The following is a 19,396-nucleotide window of genomic DNA, read 5'->3' as shown; positions in this document are numbered from 1 at the left end:
CGAAGGAGACGTTGGACGATGAAGGTGCGACCGCTGACGATCGACGGGGCCTGGGAGTTCACCCCGGTGCTGCACGGTGACGCCCGGGGCCTGTTCACCGAGGCGTTCAAGGCGGACGTGATCTCCGAGACCATCGGCCACCGATTCGATCTCGCGCAGGTCAACCTGTCGGTGTCGGCGGCCGGTGTGCTGCGTGGCGTGCATTTCGCCGACGTCCCGCCCGGCCAGGCCAAATACGTCACCTGCCCCAAGGGTGCGGTCCTCGACGTGATCGTCGACATCCGCGTCGGTTCGCCGACCTTCGGCACCTACGACACCGTCTTGCTCGACGACGCCGACCGTCGTGCGGTGTACCTGTCGGAGGGGCTCGGTCACGCGTTCTGTGCACTCGAGGACGGTTCCACGGTCACCTACCTGTGCTCCACCGGCTACAACCCGGGCCGCGAGCACGGCATCGACCCACTCGACCCGCAGCTGGGTATCGAGTGGCCGACCACCGCGCGTGACGGATCGCCGCTGACCTATGAGCTCTCACCCAAGGACACCGAGGCCCCCGGACTGTTCGCGGCCCGCGACCTCGGCCTGCTCCCGCAGTTCGACGACGTGAAGCAGTTCTTGCAGACCCTGTCCTGACGTGGCCGGTCGGGTCCCGCCGTCCGGTCCGTCTCAGCGGGTCGGGTCGTCGGGGGTGTGCTCGTCCGGTGCCGCGGCATCCTCGGATGCCGCCGTACCTCTGATCGTCGGTTGCGCGTTCTGCAGTGCGATGGCCCGGGCGAGTCGGGCGTAGCGCACCTCGAGGTCGCGGAACCGCAGATAGGTCGACACGGTGGTGAACGCGAAGGCGATCACCAGCAGGAACAGCACCAGGTCCAGGCCGCGTTGGATACCCAGCCGGTTGGCCAGCCAGGTGATGTCGTCCTGCCGGAACATCGCGTACAGGCCGAAGGCGACGAATGCGACGAACAGCAGTTTCACGCCGGCCGAGGCGCGGGCGGTGCCGCGGTTGACGATGAAGAACATGACCAGTGCGAGGATGCCGACGATCGCCAGGATCTGGAACCAGATCATCTCGCTCACCTCCGCGCCGTGCTGTGGAAGATGCCGTCGGCGAGGATGTTCACCCCGTTGATCAACGATTGCCCCTTGGCGCGCGAATAGTCGGTGTAGAGGATGGTGACCGGCTGCTCGGCGACCCGCCATCCGTTGCGGTCGATCAGGGTCACGAATTCCGAGGCGTGGCTCATCCCGCTCATCAGCAGGTCGAGCTGATCGGCGACGGTCCGGTTGAACGCGCGTAACCCGTTGTGCGCATCGGTCAGTCCCAGCCTGCGGGTGCGTGGACTGAGGAACACGATGGTACGCAAGGCCATTCGGCGGACCAGTGGCACCGATTCGCTGCGTCCCTCGGCGAACCGGGTGCCCACGATGATGTCGACGGGTTCGGTACGCAGCCGCCCGATCATGGCCACCACATCGTCGACGCGGTGCTGGCCGTCGGCGTCGAAGGTGACGAAGAACCGGGCGCCGGGCTGTGCCCGCGCATACTCGACACCGGTCTGGATCGCCGCACCCTGCCCGAGGTTCACCGGATGGCGGACGAGGTGTGCGGAGGTGCCGGCGATGCGGGCCGCGGAGTCGTCGCGGCTGCCGTCGTCGACGCACACGATGTTCGGGAACGTCGCGGCAGCCTCGGTGACGACGTCGGCGATGACCTGCGCCTCGTTGTAGACGGGGATCACCAGCCAGACGTCCTCGTTGGTCGTCGCGGGGCCGGTCATGGGCGTAACCCTAGCCCAGAGATCCACAGCAACCTTCTAGGCTGGTCGGGTGCCGATCGACGTGATGATGCCGTACTACGGAGATCCCGGACAGTTCCGACAATCTGTGCGCAGTGTGCTCGCACAGTCCGATCCGGACCTCCGGCTGGTCGTCGTGGACGACTGCTATCCGGATCCGCAACCGCGGGAATGGCTGTCGGGGTTGGGTGACGGGCGCGTCGAGTACGTGCGCAACGAGACCAATCTCGGGGTCAACGGCAACTTCCGGCGCTGTGTGGAGCTCGTCACCGCCGGGTGGTTCGTGGTGATGGGCTGCGACGACGTGATGCTCCCGGACTATCTGGCCACGGTGCGACGACACGCCGAGCAGAATCCGGATGCGGCGGTGATCGCCCCGGGTGTGGAGGTGATCGACGCCGACGACGCCGTGGTCCGCCCGCTCGGCGACCGCATCAAATCCGTCCTCGCACCGCGCCGTGCCGGCGTGCTGTCGGGGGAGCGGCTGGCCGCCGGGCTCTACCACGGCAACTGGACCTACTTCCCGTCGCTGCTGTGGAACACCGACGCGGTGCGGCAGGTCGGGTTCCGGCCCGGACTGGAGATCGTGCTCGACCTCGCCCTGCTCGTCGACCTCACCGCCGCCGGCGGCAGCCTGGTCCACGACCCGACGGTGGTGTTCCGGTACCGCCGACACGTCGAGTCGGTGAGCTCGGTCCAGGCCGTCGACGGCCGCCGCTTCGCCGAGGAGAACGCGTTCTTCGACGGTGAGGCGGCCCGATGCGCCGCATTGGGCTGGGACCGGGCCGCGCGGGCAGCCCGCTGGCATGCCACGTCACGTCTGCACCACGGCATCGCCCGCATCGCACGACTGCTTCCCTGACCCGCCCGCACCACGCCGATCGGGCGCCCCATCTCGTTGACTGGGCGCTCGATCGCGTTGACCGGGCGCCCGATCGCGTTCATCGGGCGCTTCTTCACGCCGAGTGTGCAGACGATCCGGTCCGAGGGGGCACGATGGGACTCACGGCACCCGACGATGAGAGGTCACGATGGAATTCGACGACGTCATCCGCACCACCTTCGCAGCGCGCGAGTTCACCGACGACCCGGTGCCCGACGACGTGCTCGTCGACATCCTCGACACCGCCCGATTCGCCCCGAGCGGCGGAAATCGGCAGGGTGCGCACATCGTCGTCGTTCGTGACGCCGACACCAAGGCGCGTCTCGCGGAGCTGAGCAAACCCGCCGCCCGACGCTACCTCGCACAGCGCAGAAGGGGCGAGAACCCGTGGAATCCGTTGCAGCCCACCACCGCGACTCCCGAGGAGATCGCCGCGGTTCCCGGTGTCGACGGTTTTGTAAGTTCGATCGTGACGGCTCCGGTGGTGCTGGTGGCGGCGGTGGACCTCGGCAAGGTCGCCACCACCGATTCGGGACTCGATCGCATCGGGATCGTCGGTGGCGCATCGATCTATCCGCTCGTCTGGAACATCCTCACCACCGCCCGCTCCCGCGGATACGGCGGGACCATCACCAGTATGGCCGTCGCCGAGGAGCCGGCCGTGCGAGAACTGTTGGGAATACCGGATTCTCACGCACTGACCGCGGTGATCCCGCTCGGCAGGCCGGTCCGCCAACTCACCCGCCTGCGCCGGGTCGAGGTGCGCGACTTCGTCACCCGTGAACGCTTCGACGGTGAGCCGTTGACCTGATCGGCCCGGCTCGATATCGAGTCGTCGCCCGTGTCCGTACCGCCTCCGGTGGTCGGCCCGCACCCGACCACCGCTCGCAGCGGGCTGAATCGGACTCGCAAGAAAGAGAATGCGTTCTGGTGGAAGAATATTCACTGTATCACCGGGCGCCGGCGGCGGAAATCGGCTCGGACGGCTACAGTCGGGGGCGGAGCTGAAAATCAGGTGCACCGCTGCCTGCACCCTCAGGCGTCACGCGGTGACGGCGGGATCGCTGGTCCCGTGAATCAATCTGCGTTGGAGACGATACGAATGACACAGCCCGACAATTACTACACCACAACCGATTCCGGTGCTCCGGCAGGGAGTGACGAGCACTCGTTGACGGTGGGCCCGGCCGGGCCGATCGTCCTGCACGATCACTACCTGATCGAGCAGATGGCCCAGTTCAACCGCGAACGCATTCCCGAACGGCAGCCGCATGCAAAGGGCAGCGGGGCGTTCGGGACGTTCGAGGTGACACAGGACGTGTCGGCCTACACGTGCGCGTCGGTGTTCCGACCCGGTGTGAAGACCGACATGATGGCGCGCTTCTCCACGGTGGCCGGCGAGCGGGGGAGTCCCGACACCTGGCGTGACCCACGAGGATTCGCGCTCAAGTTCTACACCGACGAGGGTATCTACGACATGGTGGGGAACAACACGCCGGTGTTCTTCATGAAGGACCCGATGAAGTTCCAGCACTTCATCCGGTCGCAGAAACGCCGCGCCGACAACAATCTTCGCGATCACGACATGCAATGGGACTTCTGGACGCTCTCGCCGGAGTCGGCACACCAGGTCACCTGGTTGATGGGTGACCGCGGAATCCCCAAGACATGGCGCCATATGAACGGCTACAGCTCACACACCTATATGTGGGTCAACGCCACCGGGGTGAAGCACTGGGTGAAGTACCACTTCATCACCGATCAGGGGGTGGAGTTCTTCACCCAGGACGAGGCCGACCAGATGGTCTCTGCCGACACCGATTTCCACACGCGTGACCTGTTCGAGACGATCGCCGCGGGAGACCATCCGAGTTGGACACTGAAGGTCCAGCTGATGCCGTACGACGACGCGGTCGTCTACCGGTTCAACCCGTTCGACCTGACCAAGGTGTGGCCGCACGGCGACTATCCCCTGCACGAGGTGGGGCGGATGACGTTGCACACCAACCCCACCGACAATCACGCCCAGATCGAGCAGGCGGCCTTCGAACCGAACAACGTGGTACCCGGCATCGGGTTCAGCCCGGACCGGATGCTCCTCGCCCGGGTGTTCAGCTACGCCGACGCCCATCGGGCACGGTTGGGCGGCAACTACAAACAGATCCCGGTGAACGCACCGCGATGTCCGGTGCACAGCTATTCCAAGGACGGTGCCATGCGGATCACGCCGGTCACCGACCCGGTCTACGCACCCAACTCGAAGGGCGGACCGTCGGCGTCGGGATTCACCGGTCAACCCGAGCCGCAGTGGGCCGCCGACGGTCAGATCGTGCGGAGCGCCTACGTCGACCATCCGGAGGACGACGACTGGGGGCAGGCCGGCACCATGGTGCGCGACGTTCTCGACGACGCCGCACGAGACCGGTTGGTGGACAACGTCGTCGGCCATCTGCTCAACGGTGTGAGCGAGCCGGTCCTCGGTCGCGCGTTCGAGTACTGGCGCCGGATCGACGCGGGGGTGGGGGCACGGATCGAGCAGGGGGTGCGGGCGAAGGCCGACGAGCCCGATCCCAAGAAGGACGAGCAGGGCAATCCGGCGCGGTCGTCGATGCAGGAGAAGGCGTGAGCGCAGACGGCCCATGACCGCGGACGCCGGTATCCGGGCGGCGTCCGCGCAGGGCCGGTGGCTGATCGCGGCCGCCGTGCTCGGTTCCGGGGTGGCGTTCCTCGACAGCACCGTGGTGACGGTCGCACTCCCGGCGATCGCCCATGACCTCGACACCGACCTCCGCGGCCAGCAGTGGGTCCTCGACGGCTACATGCTCACCCTCGGTGCGCTGCTGCTCGTCGGCGGGGTCGCCGGTGATCGTTACGGTCGGCGTGCGATCTTCGTCGGCGGCCTGGCGGTGTTCGCGGTCGCCTCGGCCGGCTGCGGGCTGGCACCCAGTGTCGAATGGCTCGTCGTGGCCCGACTCGTCCAGGGGGTCGCGGCCGCCGCGGTGGTGCCCGGCAGCCTGGCCCTGATCAACGCCGAGATCAGCCCGGACGACCGGGGCGGTGCGGTGGGCGTGTGGGCGGGGATGTCGGGTGCGACCAGCGCACTGGGGCCCTTCGTCGGCGGGTGGCTGGTCGACGCGGTGTCCTGGCGGTGGGTGTTCTTCCTGGGCGTCCCGCTCGCGGCTGCCGCCATCGCGATCGCGGTGCGGCATGTGCCCGAGTCCAGAGATCACGCGGACGGACGCCTCGACGTGGCCGGGGCGGCCATGATGACACTCGGACTCGCCGGGGTCGTCTATGCGCTGATCGAGGGCCCGGGCCGCGGCTGGTCGTCCCCGACGATCGTGGCCGGAGTCGTCGGCATCGTGGCCCTGATCGGCTTCGGCGTCGTCGAGACGCGTGTGTCCGCCCCGCTGTTGCCCTGGCAACTGTTCCGGTCGAGGCAGTTCAGCGGGGCCAACCTGACCACGCTGCTGGTGTATGCGGCGCTGGGCGGTGCCCTGTTCCTGCTGGCCCTGCAGTTGCAGCAGAGTCTGGGCTATTCGGCGTTCGAGGTCGGTGCCGCGATGTTCCCCAGCACGCTCATCATGCTGTTCGGATCGCCGGTCTCCGGGCGTCTGGCCCAACGCACCGGTCCCCGCATCCCGATGACGGTGGGCCCGGTGATCGCGGGCATCGGGCTGGCGCTGATGGCGCGCGTGACGCCGGGCGCGAGCTATCTCGGCGCTGTGTTCCCGGCGGTGGTGGTGTTCGGGCTGGGGATGGCGGTCACCGTGGCCCCGTTGACCGCGGCGGCGCTCGGTGCCGTCGACGACGCCCGGGCCGGTACCGCGTCGGGGGTCAACAACGCCGTCGCCCGCGTGGCCGGACTGGTGGCGGTTGCGGTGCTGCCCGCCGTTGCCGGTCTCGACGTCGGACCGGGGCAGCCGCTCGGCACCGGTTTCGGTGTCGCGATGTGGATCGCGGCAGGGTGCTGTGCGGCCGGTGGGGTGGTCGCGGCGTCGACCATCCGGCGGGGCGCGGGCTTCCGGCCGCAGGTGCTGCCTGCGGTGAACAGTGCCTGCCAGGATGCGGTCACCCGCACCGGACCGGTCAGCGGCGGGGAATCCCGAATGCCGTGAACAGTGTTGCCAGCGCGGCGAATCCGACGAGCAGGCCCAACCCGATCGTGTAGCTGTGGTCGACGGCGTCATAGGTCGCACCCATCACCAGCGGTGGGAAGAACCCGCCCAGACCGCCTGCCGCACCGACGATCCCGGTGACCGACCCGACCCGTTCGGCCGGTGCTGCCTGCGCGACCCAGGTGAACACCGATCCGGAGCCGAGGCCCATGCACAGCGCCATCAGGACGAAGTCGACGCCGGCGGGCAGTTCCAGTGGTGGTTTGGTCATCATCCAGATCGCCAGGACCGCGGCACCGCCACACGAGATCAGTGTGATCGGCCGCGGTCCGAACCGGTCGGCGAGTACCCCGCCGACGGGGCGTGCGATGACCGCGGCGATCGCGAATCCGGCGGTGCGTGTGCCCGCGGCCTTGATGTCCAGCGAGTACACATCGTTGAGATAGGTCGGAAGGTAGGTGGAGAACGCGACGAATCCGCCGAATGCCGCGGCATAGAGGAAACTCATCTGCCACGTCACCGGGAGTTTCGCCGCGGCAACCAGTTTCGGTACCACCGGATCGTGGTTGGGCGCCCAGCGTGGCGAATCCCGCATCCAGGTGCGGCAGATCAGCGCGACCACCACCAGCACCACCGCGATGATCACATGCGTGGTGACATAGCCGAACCACGACACGAATCGTGGGGTGAAGTACGCCGAGAGGGCGGTCCCGCCCATACCTGCGCCGAAGACACCGGTGGCGAATCCGCGTCGGGACGGGTCGTACCAGGAGTTCACGAACGGGATGCCGACGGCGAAGGTGGTGCCGCCGATCCCGAGGAAGAATCCGGCGGCGATCAGCAACCAGTAGCTGTCGAGGTACCCGCCGAGCGCCACCAGCAGGACGAACGGGACTGTCGCGATCAGCAGGATCGGGAACATGGTGCGGCCACCGAAGCGGTCGGTGAGGGCGCCGGTGAGGATTCGGCCCACCGAACCCACCAGGATCGGGATGGCCACCAGCACCGACTTCTGCGATGCCGACAACCCGAGGTCCTCTGCGTACCGGATACCCAACGGCCCGATCAGGTTCCATGCCCAGAAGCTGACGGTGAAGGCGAGGGTCGCCAGGGTCAGGTTGACCGACTGCGCACGTGCGGAGACGGCGACGGGGGTGGTGGGCACGGTGGTCATCGGTCGCGATCCCTCACTCCGACCGGGGCCCAGCCCGGTCGGCTCGGACGGTTTCCGGGCGCCGCCGCCACGTCACGGCTGCGGTAGACGATGTAGGGCCGGAAGAAGTAGTGCAGTGGGGCGGTGAAGATGTGGACCAGCCGGGTGAACGGCACCAGGCAGAACAGCAGCATGCCGATCACCACGTGGATGTGGAACCGTAACGGCGCCGCCGACATCGCGTCGATGTCGGGGTGGAGGAAGAAGACCGACCGGAACCACGGTGAGACGGTCTCCCGGTAGTTCACCCCCTCACCGTGGGGGTCGACCGCGCCGACCACGGTGATCACGGTGCCGGCCACCAGGGCGCAGACGAGCACCAGGTACATGAGTTTGTCGTTGCGGGTGGTCGCCATGAACACCGGTCCGGTGGTGCGGCGTCGATAGATCAGCAGACCTACGCCGACCAGGGTGGCGACGGCGGCGATCAGCCCGAAACCGGCTGCACCCCAGTGGTACATCGTCTCCGAGATCCCGATGGCGTCGGTCCACGACTGGGGGATGACCAGGCCGATGGCGTGGCCGGCGATCACCACGAGGATGCCGTAGTGGAACAGGGGGGAGGCGAATCGCAACAGCCGCGACTCGTACAGCTCCGACGAGCGGGTGGTCCAGCCGAACTTGTCGTAGCGGTAGCGCCAGATGGTGCCGCCGATGACGGTCAGCAGCGTGATGTACGGCAGGACTCCCCACAGGAAGATGCTCATCGGAACGTCTCCAGACCGACTGCCTCGATGGGGATCTCGGTACGCACCCCGAATCCCGTGCCCTCCCCGGCAGGCAGGGTGGAGCAGATCGCGGTGAGGACGTCGGCATGGCGGCTGCCACGCTCGGTCAATGCCTGCCGGATCGACTCGAGGGCCCGTCGGTGTGTCCGGAGCAGTTCGGTGCCGCGCTCGGGATCGGCGATGGCGCAGAACTCCAGGATGATCGGGAGATGATCCGGCAGTTCGCCGTGGAGGTCGACGACGAAACCCGAATCGCGGTAGAGCTGTTTGATCGCGGCCAGTGATTCACCGCGGCGTCGGGTGTCACCGTCGGTCCAATAGGTCAGGTACAGCGTGTGTTTGCGATTCAGGTCGAACAGGTCGATGTAGTCGTGGCGCAACACCTCCGGCGGTGTCTGGGCGAGATGTCGCACCATGCCGCGCAGCAGATCGGTGGCCTCGGTGTCATCCTGTTCGGCCAGTGCGGCGTCGAGTAGCGGAAGGCGCGCCAGCAGCGCGTCATCCGGGTAGCCCAGACACCATGACGCCACCTGGTGGACGACGCGGTGATCGGTGGTGGTGAGGGGGCGTCGCATCCGCAGCCTCATGATCGGTCCTCACGACGCGGGAACAGGCCGGCCGGCGCGCCGTTGCCGTCCCAGTTCAGCAGGTTGGTGCGGCCGGCCAGCACCGACTCGCTGGTCGCCGAATCGCTGGTCTGGCGTTGGCGCAGCGCGTGGAAGGTCTCCACCGACACCGGGGCGGGCCGGCCACTGGCCTCGCCGAAGGCCCCCGACTCGAACATCCCGGGCCCGTCGTCGTAGTCCAGGGAGCAGGCCATCTCGTCGAGGTTCTCCGCCTGCTCCAGGTGCGCCGGGGGGATCACATAGCGCTCTTCGTATTTGGCGAGTGCCATCAGTCGGTACATCCGGTAGATCTGCTCCTCCGACAGCCCGACCGACGCCGGGATGGTCGCGTCGGTCTCGCGCCCGAGGGTCACATCGCGCATGTAGGAGCGCATCGCGGCGAGGCGCCGCAGCACGGTGTCGATCACGCCGGTGTCCCCGGCGGTGAACAGCTCGGCCAGGTACTCCACCGGGATGCGGAGGGTGTCGATGGCGCCGAACAGATTTCGGTGGTCCTCGGCGTCGTGGCCCTGGCCGGCGAGCAGGTCCACGATCGGCGACAGCGGCGGGACGTACCAGACCATCGGCATGGTGCGGTACTCCGGGTGCAACGGCAACGCCACCCGGAACTCCTTGGCCAGCGCATAGATCGGCGACCGGCGTGCGGCATCGAGCCAGTCCTCGGGGATGCCGTCCCGGCGCGCCGCGGCGATGACCTGTGGGTCGTTCGGGTCGAGCAGCAGGTCCAGTTGTGCCTGATACAGGTCCTGCGGATCCGGGGTCGACGCCGCGGCGGTCACCGCGTCGACGTCGTAGAGGAACAGACCGAGGTAGCGGAGGCGGCCGACGCAGGTCTCCGAGCACACCGTCGGTTGCCCCACCTCGATCCGCGGATAGCACAGCGTGCACTTCTCGGCCTTGCCCGACTTGTGGTTGAAATAGATTTTCTTGTAAGGACATCCGGTGATGCACTGCCGCCAGCCGCGGCAGCGGTCCTGATCCACCAGCACGATCCCGTCCTCGGCGCGTTTGTAGATCGCCCCGGACGGGCACGACGCCATACACGACGGATTGAGGCAGTGCTCGCAGATCCGCGGCAGATAGAACATGAAGGTCTGCTCGAAGCTGAACGTCACCGCGTCGGACGACTCCTGCCGAAGCTTGGCGACGACGGGGTCGAGATCGCCGTATTCGGTTGCACCGCCGAGGTTGTCGTCCCAGTTGGCCGACCAGGTGACCTTGGTGTCCTCGCCGGTCAGCAGCGACTTGGGTCGGGCGACGGGGAAGTCGTCGCCGAGTGGCGCCTCGACCAGCGTCTGATAGTCGTAGGTCCAGGGCTCGTAGTAGTCGGAGATGGTGGGCTGCACCGGGCTGGCGAAGATGGTGAGCAGCTTCTGCAGCCGCCCGCCGGTACGCAGCCGCAGCTTGCCGCGGCGGTTGAGCCGCCATCCGCCGCGCCAGCGTTCCTGGTCCTCGTATCGTCGTGGATATCCTTGTCCAGGGCGGGTTTCGACGTTGTTGAACCAGACGTACTCGGTACCGGAACGGTTGGTCCACGCCTGTTTGCACGTCACCGAGCAGGTGTGGCAGCCGATGCACTTGTCGAGGTTCATCACCATCCCGACCTGCGCCATCACTCGCATCAGTAGGTCACCTCCTGGCTGCGCCTGCGAATGCTCGACACCATGTCACGCTGGTTGCCGGCCGGACCGAGATAGTTGAAGGCATACGACAACTGGGCATACCCGCCGATCAGGTGGGTCGGCTTCACCAGCAGCCGGGTGACGGAGTTGTGGATGCCGCCGCGGCGTCCGGTGGCCTCCGACTTCGGTACGTCGATGGTGCGTTCCTGCGCGTGGTAGACGTAGCAGACGCCCTCGGGCATACGGTGACTCACGATCGCCCGGCACACCAGGACCCCGTTGGCGTTGACGCATTCGATCCACTCGTTGTCGGACACCCCGATCGCGGCGGCATCGGCGGGACTGAGCCAGGCGGTGGGCCCGCCCCGCGAGAGCGACAGCATGAACAGGTTGTCCTGGTACTCGGAGTGGATGGACCATTTGGAATGGGGTGTCAGGTAACGCACCGTGACCTGCTGTGCGCCGTCGGGTCCCAACTTGGGTTCCCCGAACAGCCGGTGCATGTCCAGCGGCGGACGATAGATCGGCAAGGCCTCGCCGAGGTCGATCATCCAGTCGTGATCGAGGTAGAAGTGCATTCGGCCGCTGAGGGTGTGGAAGGGTTTGAGCCGCTCGATGTTGGTGGTGAACGGGGCGTAGCGGCGACCACCGGTCTCCGATCCCGACCACTCCGGTGAGGTGATCACCGGGACCGGTGCGCGCTGGGTGTCGGCGAAGGTGATGCGTTTGTCCTCGGCGCCGATCGCGAGGTCGGTGAGCTGCTTGCCGACGCGGCGTCCGAGTTTCTCGAATCCGTCGACGGCCAACGCGCCGTTGGTGGTTCCCGACAACGTCAGGATGGCCTCGGCGAGTTTGGCATCGGTGTCGATCGCCGGCCGGCCGTCGCCGGCACCGCCGAGCATCACCCCGTTGGTCCCGGCCAGCTGCGTTGTGGCCTCGGTCAGGTCGAAGGTGACGTTCTTGACCGTGAAGCCGAGTGTGTCGGCGAGTGGCCCGATCGCGGCAAGTTTGTCGGCGATCGCGGTGTAGTCGCGCTCGACGACGCTGAACACCCCCATGTTCTTGCCGGCTACCGCCGGGATGTCGGGGTCGCGCCAATCGCGCACCCGCCCATGCGGTTGTGCGGTCTCGCCGGGTGTGTCGTGCTGGAGCGGCACACTCACCAGGTCCTTGCGGACTCCGAGATGGGTGCGGGCGAGCTCGGAGAGCTTGCGGGCGAGCAGATGGAACAGGTCGAAATCCGACTTCGCCTCCCACGGTGGGGTGATGGCCGGGGAGAAGGCATGAACGAAGGGATGCATGTCGGTGGAGGAGAGGTCGTGCTTCTCGTACCAGGTGGCGGCCGGCAGGACCACATCCGAGAGCAGCGTGGTGGAGGTCATCCGGAAGTCCGCCGACAGCAACAGGTCGAGTTTGCCCTCCGGGGCCTGGTCGCGCCAGATCACCTCGGATGGCCGTGGCGTCTCGGGGTTCTCGGTCCCCAGCACGTTGTGGTGGGTACCCAGCAGGTGCCGCAGGAAGTACTCGTTGCCCTTCGCCGACGATCCGAGCAGGTTCGACCGCCACAGCACCAGGGTCCGCGGCCAGTTCTCCGGGGCGTCGATGTCGGTGATCGCCGGGGTCAGCCGTCCGTCGACGAGTCGCGCGGCCACCTCGCTCGGGACGTCGGTGGCCGCACCGGAACCCACGGCGGCGGTCACCTCGTCGGCGATGTCGAGCGGGTTGCGGTCGAACTGCGGATAGAACGGCATCCAGCCCAGGCGTGCGGACTGGGCGATCGCGTCGGCGGTGTGTTCGTGGGTGAGGGTGCCGCGGGCCAGCGGCGAGGCCAGCGATGCCGCGGAGTAGCCGTCGTTGCGCCACTGGTCGGTGTGCATGTACCAGTACGACGTCCCGGTCATGGTGCGTGGCGGGCGGGACCAGTCCAGGGCGTTGGCCAGCGAGATCCAGCCGGTGATCGGGCGGCACTTCTCCTGTCCGACGTAGTGGGCCCAGCCGCCGCCGTTGCGGCCCATGCTGCCGGTGAGGATCAGCAGCGACAGGATGGCCCGGTAGGTGGCGTCGCCGTGGAACCACTGGCAGATCCCGGCACCCATGATGATCATCGAACGGCCGCCGGATTCGGCTGCGTTGTCGGCGAATTCGCGGGCGATCCGGATCGCCGCCGTCGCCGGGACGCCGGTGATCTCGGACTGCCAGGCCGGGGTGTAGGGGGTGTCGGCGTCGTCGTAGCCCGACGCCCAGTCGCCGTGTAGGCCGTCGCGGCCGACGCCGTACTGGGCGAGCATCAGGTCGAAGACCGTGGTCACCAGATGTCCGTTGACGCGGACGGCGGGGACCCCGCGGTGCAGCACCGATCCGCTGCCGTCGGGGGCGTCGAACGCCGGGAGCGAGATCGGCACCGACTCCGCGTCGGCGCGGCCGTACAGCGACAGCGCCGGTGTGACCCCCTCGAGATCGAGATTCCAGCGCCCCTCACCTGATTCGGAGTAGCGAAAACCCATGGAACCGTTGGGGATCACCGGCATCCCGGTCTGCTCGTCGAGCAGCACCGTCTTCCACAGGGCGTCGTCGCCGGTCGCATCGGCGCCCGGGAGTCCGGTCTCGTCGGCGGTGACGAACTTGCCCGGCACCCAACCGGCGTCGGTCTGGTCGAGATGGATCAGGAACGGCAGGTCGGTGTAGGTGCGGACGTAGTCGGTGAAGAACGGGGTGTCGCGGGCGACGAAGAACTCCGAGAGGATGACATGGCCCATCGCCATGGCGAGGGCGGCGTCGGTACCGGCCTGCGCGGGCAGCCATTCGTCGGCGAACTTGGTGTTGTCGGCGTAATCGGGGCTGACGGTCACGATCTTGGTGCCGCGATAGCGGACCTCGGCCATCCAGTGGGCGTCGGGGGTGCGGGTGACCGGGACATTCGATCCCCACATCATCAGATAACTCGCATCCCACCAGTCACCGGATTCGGGGACGTCGGTCTGGTCGCCGAACACCTGGGGACTCGCGACCGGCAGGTCGGCGTACCAGTCGTAGAACGACGTCATCACTCCGCCGATGAGCTGGATGAATCGCGTTCCGACGCAATGGCTCACCATCGACATGGCCGGGATCGGGGAGAATCCGGCGCAGCGGTCGGGGCCGTGGGTCTTGATCGTGTGGACGTGGGCCGCGGCGGCGATCTCGACGGCCTCGTCCCAGCTGACCCGGATCAGGCCGCCCTTGCCGCGGGCCTGCTGATAGGCGCGACGACGCACCGGGTCGCCGACCACGTCGCCCCACGCCAGAACCGGGTCGCCGAGTTTTTCTTTGGCCGCCCGGTACATCTCGACGAGGACCCCGCGCGCGTACGGGTGACGCACGCGGGTGGGGGAGTAGGTGTACCAGGAGAATGCCGCGCCGCGCGGGCATCCGCGCGGTTCGTATTCGGGGCGGTCGGGGCCGACCGACGGGTAATCGGTCTCCTGGGTCTCCCACGTGATGATGCCGTCTTTGACGTAGACCTTCCACGAACATGAACCGGTGCAATTGACCCCGTGGGTCGATCGCACGATCTTGTCGTGACTCCAGCGGTCGCGGTAGAACACATCGCCGGCACGCCCCCCGTTGCGGAAAACCACTCGCTCGTCGGCGGTTTCATCCCAGCGGGTGAAGAATCTGCCGACGTTCAGCAGCGAGGAGGCCGCAGGGCCCTGTACGTCCGGTGATCCGGCCATGGGCCTCACCCTACGGCGCATGCCGATTCGGTGGCGGGTAATCGGACGAAATGCACAATAGCTCAGGTTTGCCTATCCAATGAATTCCATGAATGGCGGGTGAACGTGTGCCGGTGCGGAATTGATCACCGAATTACCGATTCGCCGAAATCCGCGATCGACGGTATGGAATACGCGAATTTCACATGGGATATTCCTCATTGTGAGGTCTGTGTCGAAACGATGACACAGATGGTCAGCCGGTGATGACGGTCAGCAGCACCGCCGAATCCTGCTGGGCCGACAGTCCGTGTCGCTCATCCGGGATGGTGACGAGGTCGCCGTCGGTGCCCTGCCAGGTGCGGACGCCGGCGGTGAGGGTCACGTGTCCGCGCAACACCTGCAGGGTGGCCTCGGCGGGGGCCTCGTGTTCGGCGAGTTCGGTTCCCGCGGTCAAGGCGATGACGGTCTGGCGCAGACGCTGCTGCGAACCGCCGTGCAGGGTCTGGGCGGCGCGTCCGTTGTGCCCGCGGTGGGCGGTGGTGATGAGTTCGTCGACGACGGTGGGCAGGTTGGAGGATTCCATGTCTTCACTGTGACACCGACTCCGGCGTGGTGGCGGGAAACCGGATATCGGCGGTCAGGGCACGTCGATCGCGGTGGCACCCGGCGTCACCGACACCGTCCGGGTGGCCTTGCCGCTGCCCCGGATCACGGTCACCGTCGCGACCACCGGCCCGGAACCGGTGGGTGCGACCGCCGACGTCGGCAACCGGTGCGAGGTGTTCCTGGGAGTCGGGAACTCCGGCAGCTGCCGCGGCCGCAGCACCAGGGTCCCGGTCTTGCCCGATCGCAGATTGCGCCACGAGACCAGCAGGTGATCGTCGGCGGCGCGCGGGTCGTAGCGCTGCAGCGGGCTCACGGAGAAGTCCACCGCGGCGGGTGGCGGCGGGTACTGCAGCGTGCGCGGCGCGGGCCGGGCCGTGACGGTGACCGGCGTCCACGACGGATCGAGTGCCGGGATCGAGATGCTCAGGACACCGGCTGCGACGGGTACCGGTGACGCCACCGGGGCCGCAGCGGCCCCGGACACCGGCACGAGCGTGCCCACCGCGGCGACCAGGGCCACCAGGGATCGCCGGGCGAGCGTGTGTGTCGAGCGCATACCGTCTCCGTTCGGGTCGAGCGTGCGCCCAGCCTACGTTGCGCGGCGTCGGGAGCCCGGAGATCCTGATCTGCATGGGCGACACCGAGACACTGCAGGTGCTGATGCGCGCGATGTTCACCGAGATGGTGGAGGCCAAGGACCTCACGAAGGCGGAACGGTTCTACGACCCGGACTTTCGGCTGTACACCAACGGCCAGGAGCAGGACTACGAGGCGTTCCATGCCGGGCACGCCCGCGTCTATCCCACCGCCATCACCTATGCGGTCCGCTACGACGACGCCGCGTGGGTCGAAGGGGGTGACCGTCTCGGCGGGCGCGTCTGGATCACCACGACACGTCCCGACGAGGACCCGACCGAGATCGAGGTGATCTTCCTGGCCACCTTCCGGGACGGCCGGATTCACCGACTGTGGGAGCTGACCTGGCCGGACTGGTCCTCGCTGAAGGAATTCGACCACTACGACGGATGAGCCGACCGGCCGGGACGGGGTGTGCCGAGCACTCACAGCCACGCGAGCGCGGCGACGACCAGCGCCTCGGTGCCGGTGTCGAGGGTCGGCTGCATGACCGGGGCGAAGGTCGGGGAGTGGTTGACCGGGATGTCCTGGTCGATCCGGCCCTCGGCTTCGGCCCGCTGGTAGCGCTCGGGGTCGATCCCACCGAATCCCCAGTACGTGTACGGAACCCCGAGCGCGCGGGGGATGTCGCTGAAGTCCTCGCTGGCCGGCTGGAGCGGCAACTGCACCAACCGATCGCCGAAGAACCCGGTGAGTGCGTCGGTCACCCGCGCGGTGACGGCGTCGTCGTTGATCGTCGGCGGGAAGTGGTCGTACAGCTCGAACTCCGGCGGCCGCGGCGATCCGGCCGCCTGACATTCGGCCTCGACGATGCGGCGGATCGCGCCGAGTACCTTGTCGCGCACCTGGTCGGAGTAGGTCCGGATGTTGAGTTCGAGGGTCGAGGAGTCGGCGATGACGTTGCTCTTGGTTCCGGCATGGAGGGCACCGATGGTCAGCACGGCGATGTCGGTGGGTGCCACCTCGCGGGCGACGACGGTCTGCAGCCGCATCACCACCGACGCCGCGAGCACCACGGCGTCGACGGCGGCCTGCGGCATCGACCCGTGCGCGCCGCGGCCGTAGAGGGTGATGCGCATGCTGTCGGCGGCGGAGAGCACCGGCCCGGAGCGGGTGCCGACGATCCCGGACGGTGCCGGTAGTACGTGCTGGGACAGGGCGACGTCGATCGGGGGGAGGACGCCGGCGAGCCCGTCGTCGACCATGCGGGCGGCGCCGTCGCCGAACTCCTCGGCGGGCTGGAACAGGGCCACGAAGGTTCCCGACCAGTGGCCGGTGCCGCGGGAGAGGAGTTCGACCGCACCCAGCAGGCAGGTCACGTGGACGTCGTGACCGCACGCGTGCATCACCGGAACCGTTGTGCCCGAGCGGTCCTGGGCTTGTTCGGTGCTCGCGTAGGGCAGCCCGGTGGCCTCGGCGACCGGTAATGCGTCCATATCGGCGCGGGCGAGGACGGTGGGGCCGTCGCCGTTGCGGAGGATGCCCACCACCCCGGTGCCGCCGATTCCGTCGTGGACGTCGAGACCCAGTCCGCGCAGCCGTTCGGTGACCAGCTTCGAGGTCCGATGTTCCTGGTGGGAGAGTTCGGGGTGTTGATGCAGGTCGCGATAGAGATCGGCCTGCCATTCACGGGTGCTGCTCAGTGCGTCCAGGATCGATTGGGCACGTGGCTGATCGGCCACGGGAACCTCCGCGACAGGTGGGAAACGAGGGGTCGGGGCGTCGGTGGCGACGATACTCGCCCGAACCCCCGAGCCCCACCAAACCCTCCACACTTGCGCAGACACTCCGGGTGAAACCCCCGTGGGTCTGCGTAAGTGTGGAGGGTTTGTCGCCCACGATGACGTGTGACAGCTCAGACCGTGGCCGGTGCCGGGATCTCGGGGACCGGACGCGCGGCACGGACCGTCGATCGGATCCGGCCGAGCCGCTCGATCTCCAGGGTGACGACGTCTCCCGGTGACAGCCACCGGTCGGAGGTCGGGTCCACCCCGATGTGCTCGAGCAGACATCCCGTGGCGACGGTCCCGCTCCCGATGAGATCACCGGGTGCCACACGGGTTCCGCGTGAGGCGTAGGCGATCATGTCGCCGAACGACCAATGGAGGTCCGACCAGTTCCCGGACGAGATCTCGACGCCGTTGACGCTCGCCACCATCGACAGGCGGTGGCCACGTCCCGAGCGGACGTCCTCGAGTTCGTCCGGGGTGACCAGCATCGGGCCGAGGCTGGTGGCGGTGTCCTTGGACCTCGTCGCATCCGGACGATGATCATACGGGCTCACCGCGACCGCCGGTGTCACCTCGGACGGTCCGCGGCCGTGGTCTCCACCGTCGCGTGGGATCGCCTGGGGCCCCGCACATTCTGATCCTCTCGTTCAGGCCCGGCGCAGCAGCTCGCGCGCCATACCCGCCAGCAGTGCCGATCGTCGTTCGAACTCGTCGATGTCGAGGTCCTGCTCGCCCATCGCGCCGGCCCGGAAACGGGCGGCGACCCCCTCGGCGATCGCCGCGAGACGCCAGATCGCGAACGCGTGGTAGAAGTCCAGATCACCGACGTCGCGTCCGGTCAGCCGGGCGTACTCGTCGACGACGGTTGCGGTGTCGGGGAATCCGTCGTCGGGGTCGGGGGCCCAGCCGAAGACGTCCGCGGAGGACCAGCTCGCGACCAGCCAGCCGAGGTCGGCGAGGACATCACCGACGGTCCACAGCTCCCAGTCGAGGACGGCGGCCACCTCGCCGTCGGGTGTGATCAGCAGGTTGCCGGGACGGAAGTCGCCGTGCACCACACCGGTCCACCGTTGCGCCGGGATGCGTCGGCCGAGAAGCTCGTGGATCTCCCAGATCGGGCCGGGTCCGACGCCGCCGGCGGTGAGTTGTCTGCCCCACCGCCGCAACTGCCGTTCGATGTATCCGCCGGGACGGCGGAACTCGGTCAGGGCGCCGGTCTCGGTGTCGACCGCATGGATGGCGGCGAGCGTCTCCACCATGTTCGACGCCGCCGTCGTGCGGTTCGGACGGGGAAGGGCGGCGACGGTTGACGCATCGTCGAGCACCACACCGTCGACGTGGTCCATCACGTAGAAGTCGGCGCCGGTGACGGCCGGGTCGGTGCAGCATCCGACGGTCGGCGGCACGGGTACCGGGGTGTCGGCGAGGATGTCGAGGATGCGCCATTCGCGGACCACGTCATGGGCCGAGGCGAGGATGTGGCCGGTGGGTGGCCTGCGCAGCACCCAGCGATGGCCGGCCTCGTCGACGACCCGATAGGTCAGGTTGGACCGGCCGCCGGTGATGAGGTCGAAGTGCAGGGGCGGGGTCACGTCGGCGACGGTGCCGGTGAACCAGGCCGTCACCGAGGCGCGGTCGATACCTGCGGGTTCTGTCGTCGCGTCATGCTCGGTCATCGTTGCCCTTCCCGCCGGCGCTCGACCGCAGGTCTATCACGGCGGTACCGCGTTCCGGGCGGATTCC

General features: G+C 67.8%; 18 protein-coding genes. 6 read left to right on the top strand and 12 right to left on the bottom strand.

Annotation, left to right across the window (positions count from 1 at the left end):
• Positions 1 to 18 precede the first annotated feature (18 nt).
• On the top strand, positions 19 to 633 hold the full coding sequence (gene rfbC / locus Q9K23_RS09785; RefSeq protein ID WP_020790729.1) for a dTDP-4-dehydrorhamnose 3,5-epimerase: 615 nt from the start codon (positions 19 to 21) through the stop codon (positions 631 to 633).
• A 33-nt stretch (positions 634 to 666) separates the two neighbouring features.
• Here rfbC and Q9K23_RS09780 read toward each other — a convergent pair whose 3' ends face one another.
• Both Q9K23_RS09780 and Q9K23_RS09775 read right to left on the bottom strand, forming a co-directional pair.
• Entirely contained in the window at positions 667 to 1,068 is a 402-nt protein-coding gene (locus Q9K23_RS09780) for a DUF2304 domain-containing protein (protein ID WP_053777492.1), read from the bottom strand.
• 5 nt (positions 1,069 to 1,073) lie between these two features.
• The gene (locus Q9K23_RS09775) at positions 1,074 to 1,778 is read right to left on the bottom strand and encodes a glycosyltransferase family 2 protein (RefSeq protein ID WP_020790732.1); all 705 of its coding nucleotides are present in this window, start codon (positions 1,776 to 1,778) and stop codon (positions 1,074 to 1,076) included.
• A gap of 49 nt (positions 1,779 to 1,827) precedes the next feature.
• On the opposite strand from Q9K23_RS09775, the gene Q9K23_RS09770 reads away from it, so the two are divergent.
• The 4 genes from Q9K23_RS09770 to Q9K23_RS09755 all read left to right on the top strand — a co-directional run bounded on the left by Q9K23_RS09770 (position 1,828) and on the right by Q9K23_RS09755 (position 6,797).
• A complete protein-coding gene (locus tag Q9K23_RS09770) occupies positions 1,828 to 2,658 on the top strand; it encodes a glycosyltransferase family 2 protein (protein ID WP_053777426.1) in 831 nt (276 codons plus the stop codon).
• Between the two features lie 169 nt (positions 2,659 to 2,827).
• Entirely contained in the window at positions 2,828 to 3,490 is a 663-nt protein-coding gene (locus Q9K23_RS09765; RefSeq protein ID WP_020790137.1) for a nitroreductase family protein, read from the top strand.
• Between the two features lie 291 nt (positions 3,491 to 3,781).
• A complete protein-coding gene (locus tag Q9K23_RS09760; RefSeq protein WP_020790138.1) occupies positions 3,782 to 5,305 on the top strand; it encodes a catalase in 1,524 nt (507 codons plus the stop codon).
• A gap of 13 nt (positions 5,306 to 5,318) precedes the next feature.
• On the top strand, positions 5,319 to 6,797 hold the full coding sequence (locus tag Q9K23_RS09755) for a DHA2 family efflux MFS transporter permease subunit (protein WP_053777425.1): 1,479 nt from the start codon (positions 5,319 to 5,321) through the stop codon (positions 6,795 to 6,797).
• On the opposite strand, the gene Q9K23_RS09750 is transcribed toward Q9K23_RS09755, so the two are convergent.
• The 7 genes from Q9K23_RS09750 to Q9K23_RS09720 form a co-directional block, all read right to left on the bottom strand.
• Positions 6,769 to 7,971 carry an MFS transporter gene (locus Q9K23_RS09750; RefSeq protein WP_020789876.1) on the bottom strand — a complete coding sequence of 401 codons (1,203 nt, stop codon included), beginning with the start codon at positions 7,969 to 7,971 and terminating at the stop codon, positions 6,769 to 6,771. The genes Q9K23_RS09755 and Q9K23_RS09750 overlap by 29 nt on opposite strands.
• On the bottom strand, positions 7,968 to 8,717 hold the full coding sequence (gene narI / locus Q9K23_RS09745; protein WP_020789880.1) for a respiratory nitrate reductase subunit gamma: 750 nt from the start codon (positions 8,715 to 8,717) through the stop codon (positions 7,968 to 7,970). The genes Q9K23_RS09750 and narI overlap by 4 nt, the downstream gene beginning before the upstream one ends.
• Complete coding sequence (gene narJ, locus Q9K23_RS09740; RefSeq protein WP_082365903.1) at positions 8,714 to 9,325, bottom strand: nitrate reductase molybdenum cofactor assembly chaperone; 612 nt, start codon at positions 9,323 to 9,325, stop codon at positions 8,714 to 8,716. The genes narI and narJ overlap by 4 nt, the downstream gene beginning before the upstream one ends.
• A complete protein-coding gene (narH, locus tag Q9K23_RS09735; protein ID WP_053777424.1) occupies positions 9,322 to 10,986 on the bottom strand; it encodes a nitrate reductase subunit beta in 1,665 nt (554 codons plus the stop codon). The genes narJ and narH overlap by 4 nt, the downstream gene beginning before the upstream one ends.
• The gene (locus tag Q9K23_RS09730) at positions 10,986 to 14,699 is read right to left on the bottom strand and encodes a nitrate reductase subunit alpha (protein WP_053777423.1); all 3,714 of its coding nucleotides are present in this window, start codon (positions 14,697 to 14,699) and stop codon (positions 10,986 to 10,988) included. Before Q9K23_RS09730 ends, narH begins: the two co-directional genes overlap by 1 nt.
• Positions 14,700 to 14,934: 235 nt before the next feature.
• The gene (locus Q9K23_RS09725; RefSeq protein ID WP_020793638.1) at positions 14,935 to 15,264 is read right to left on the bottom strand and encodes a cupin domain-containing protein; all 330 of its coding nucleotides are present in this window, start codon (positions 15,262 to 15,264) and stop codon (positions 14,935 to 14,937) included.
• Between the two features lie 54 nt (positions 15,265 to 15,318).
• On the bottom strand, positions 15,319 to 15,843 hold the full coding sequence (locus tag Q9K23_RS09720; RefSeq protein WP_238403539.1) for a hypothetical protein: 525 nt from the start codon (positions 15,841 to 15,843) through the stop codon (positions 15,319 to 15,321).
• A 74-nt stretch (positions 15,844 to 15,917) separates the two neighbouring features.
• Between Q9K23_RS09720 and Q9K23_RS09715 the strand changes: the two genes are divergently transcribed.
• Positions 15,918 to 16,316 carry a nuclear transport factor 2 family protein gene (locus Q9K23_RS09715; RefSeq protein WP_053777490.1) on the top strand — a complete coding sequence of 133 codons (399 nt, stop codon included), beginning with the start codon at positions 15,918 to 15,920 and terminating at the stop codon, positions 16,314 to 16,316.
• 32 nt (positions 16,317 to 16,348) lie between these two features.
• Here the strand turns inward: Q9K23_RS09715 and Q9K23_RS09710 are convergent, their stop codons facing one another.
• The 3 genes from Q9K23_RS09710 to Q9K23_RS09700 form a co-directional block, all read right to left on the bottom strand.
• Positions 16,349 to 17,605, bottom strand: coding sequence for an amidohydrolase (locus Q9K23_RS09710; protein ID WP_053777422.1), 1,257 nt, complete (start codon positions 17,603 to 17,605; stop codon positions 16,349 to 16,351).
• Positions 17,606 to 17,778: 173 nt separating this feature from the next.
• Positions 17,779 to 18,207 carry a fumarylacetoacetate hydrolase family protein gene (locus Q9K23_RS09705; protein WP_222838380.1) on the bottom strand — a complete coding sequence of 143 codons (429 nt, stop codon included), beginning with the start codon at positions 18,205 to 18,207 and terminating at the stop codon, positions 17,779 to 17,781.
• A gap of 93 nt (positions 18,208 to 18,300) precedes the next feature.
• Positions 18,301 to 19,329, bottom strand: a complete 1,029-nt coding sequence (locus Q9K23_RS09700; RefSeq protein WP_020792904.1) for a phosphotransferase family protein — start codon at positions 19,327 to 19,329, stop codon at positions 18,301 to 18,303.
• Positions 19,330 to 19,396: the final 67 nt, after the last annotated feature.

The sequence above is a fragment of the Gordonia sp. NB41Y genome (assembly GCF_030718915.1).
Classification (GTDB): Bacteria; Actinomycetota; Actinomycetes; order Mycobacteriales; family Mycobacteriaceae; genus Gordonia; species Gordonia desulfuricans.
The sequence above is the reverse complement of the archived record's forward strand: the minus strand, read 5'-3'. Positions and strand labels throughout refer to the sequence as shown.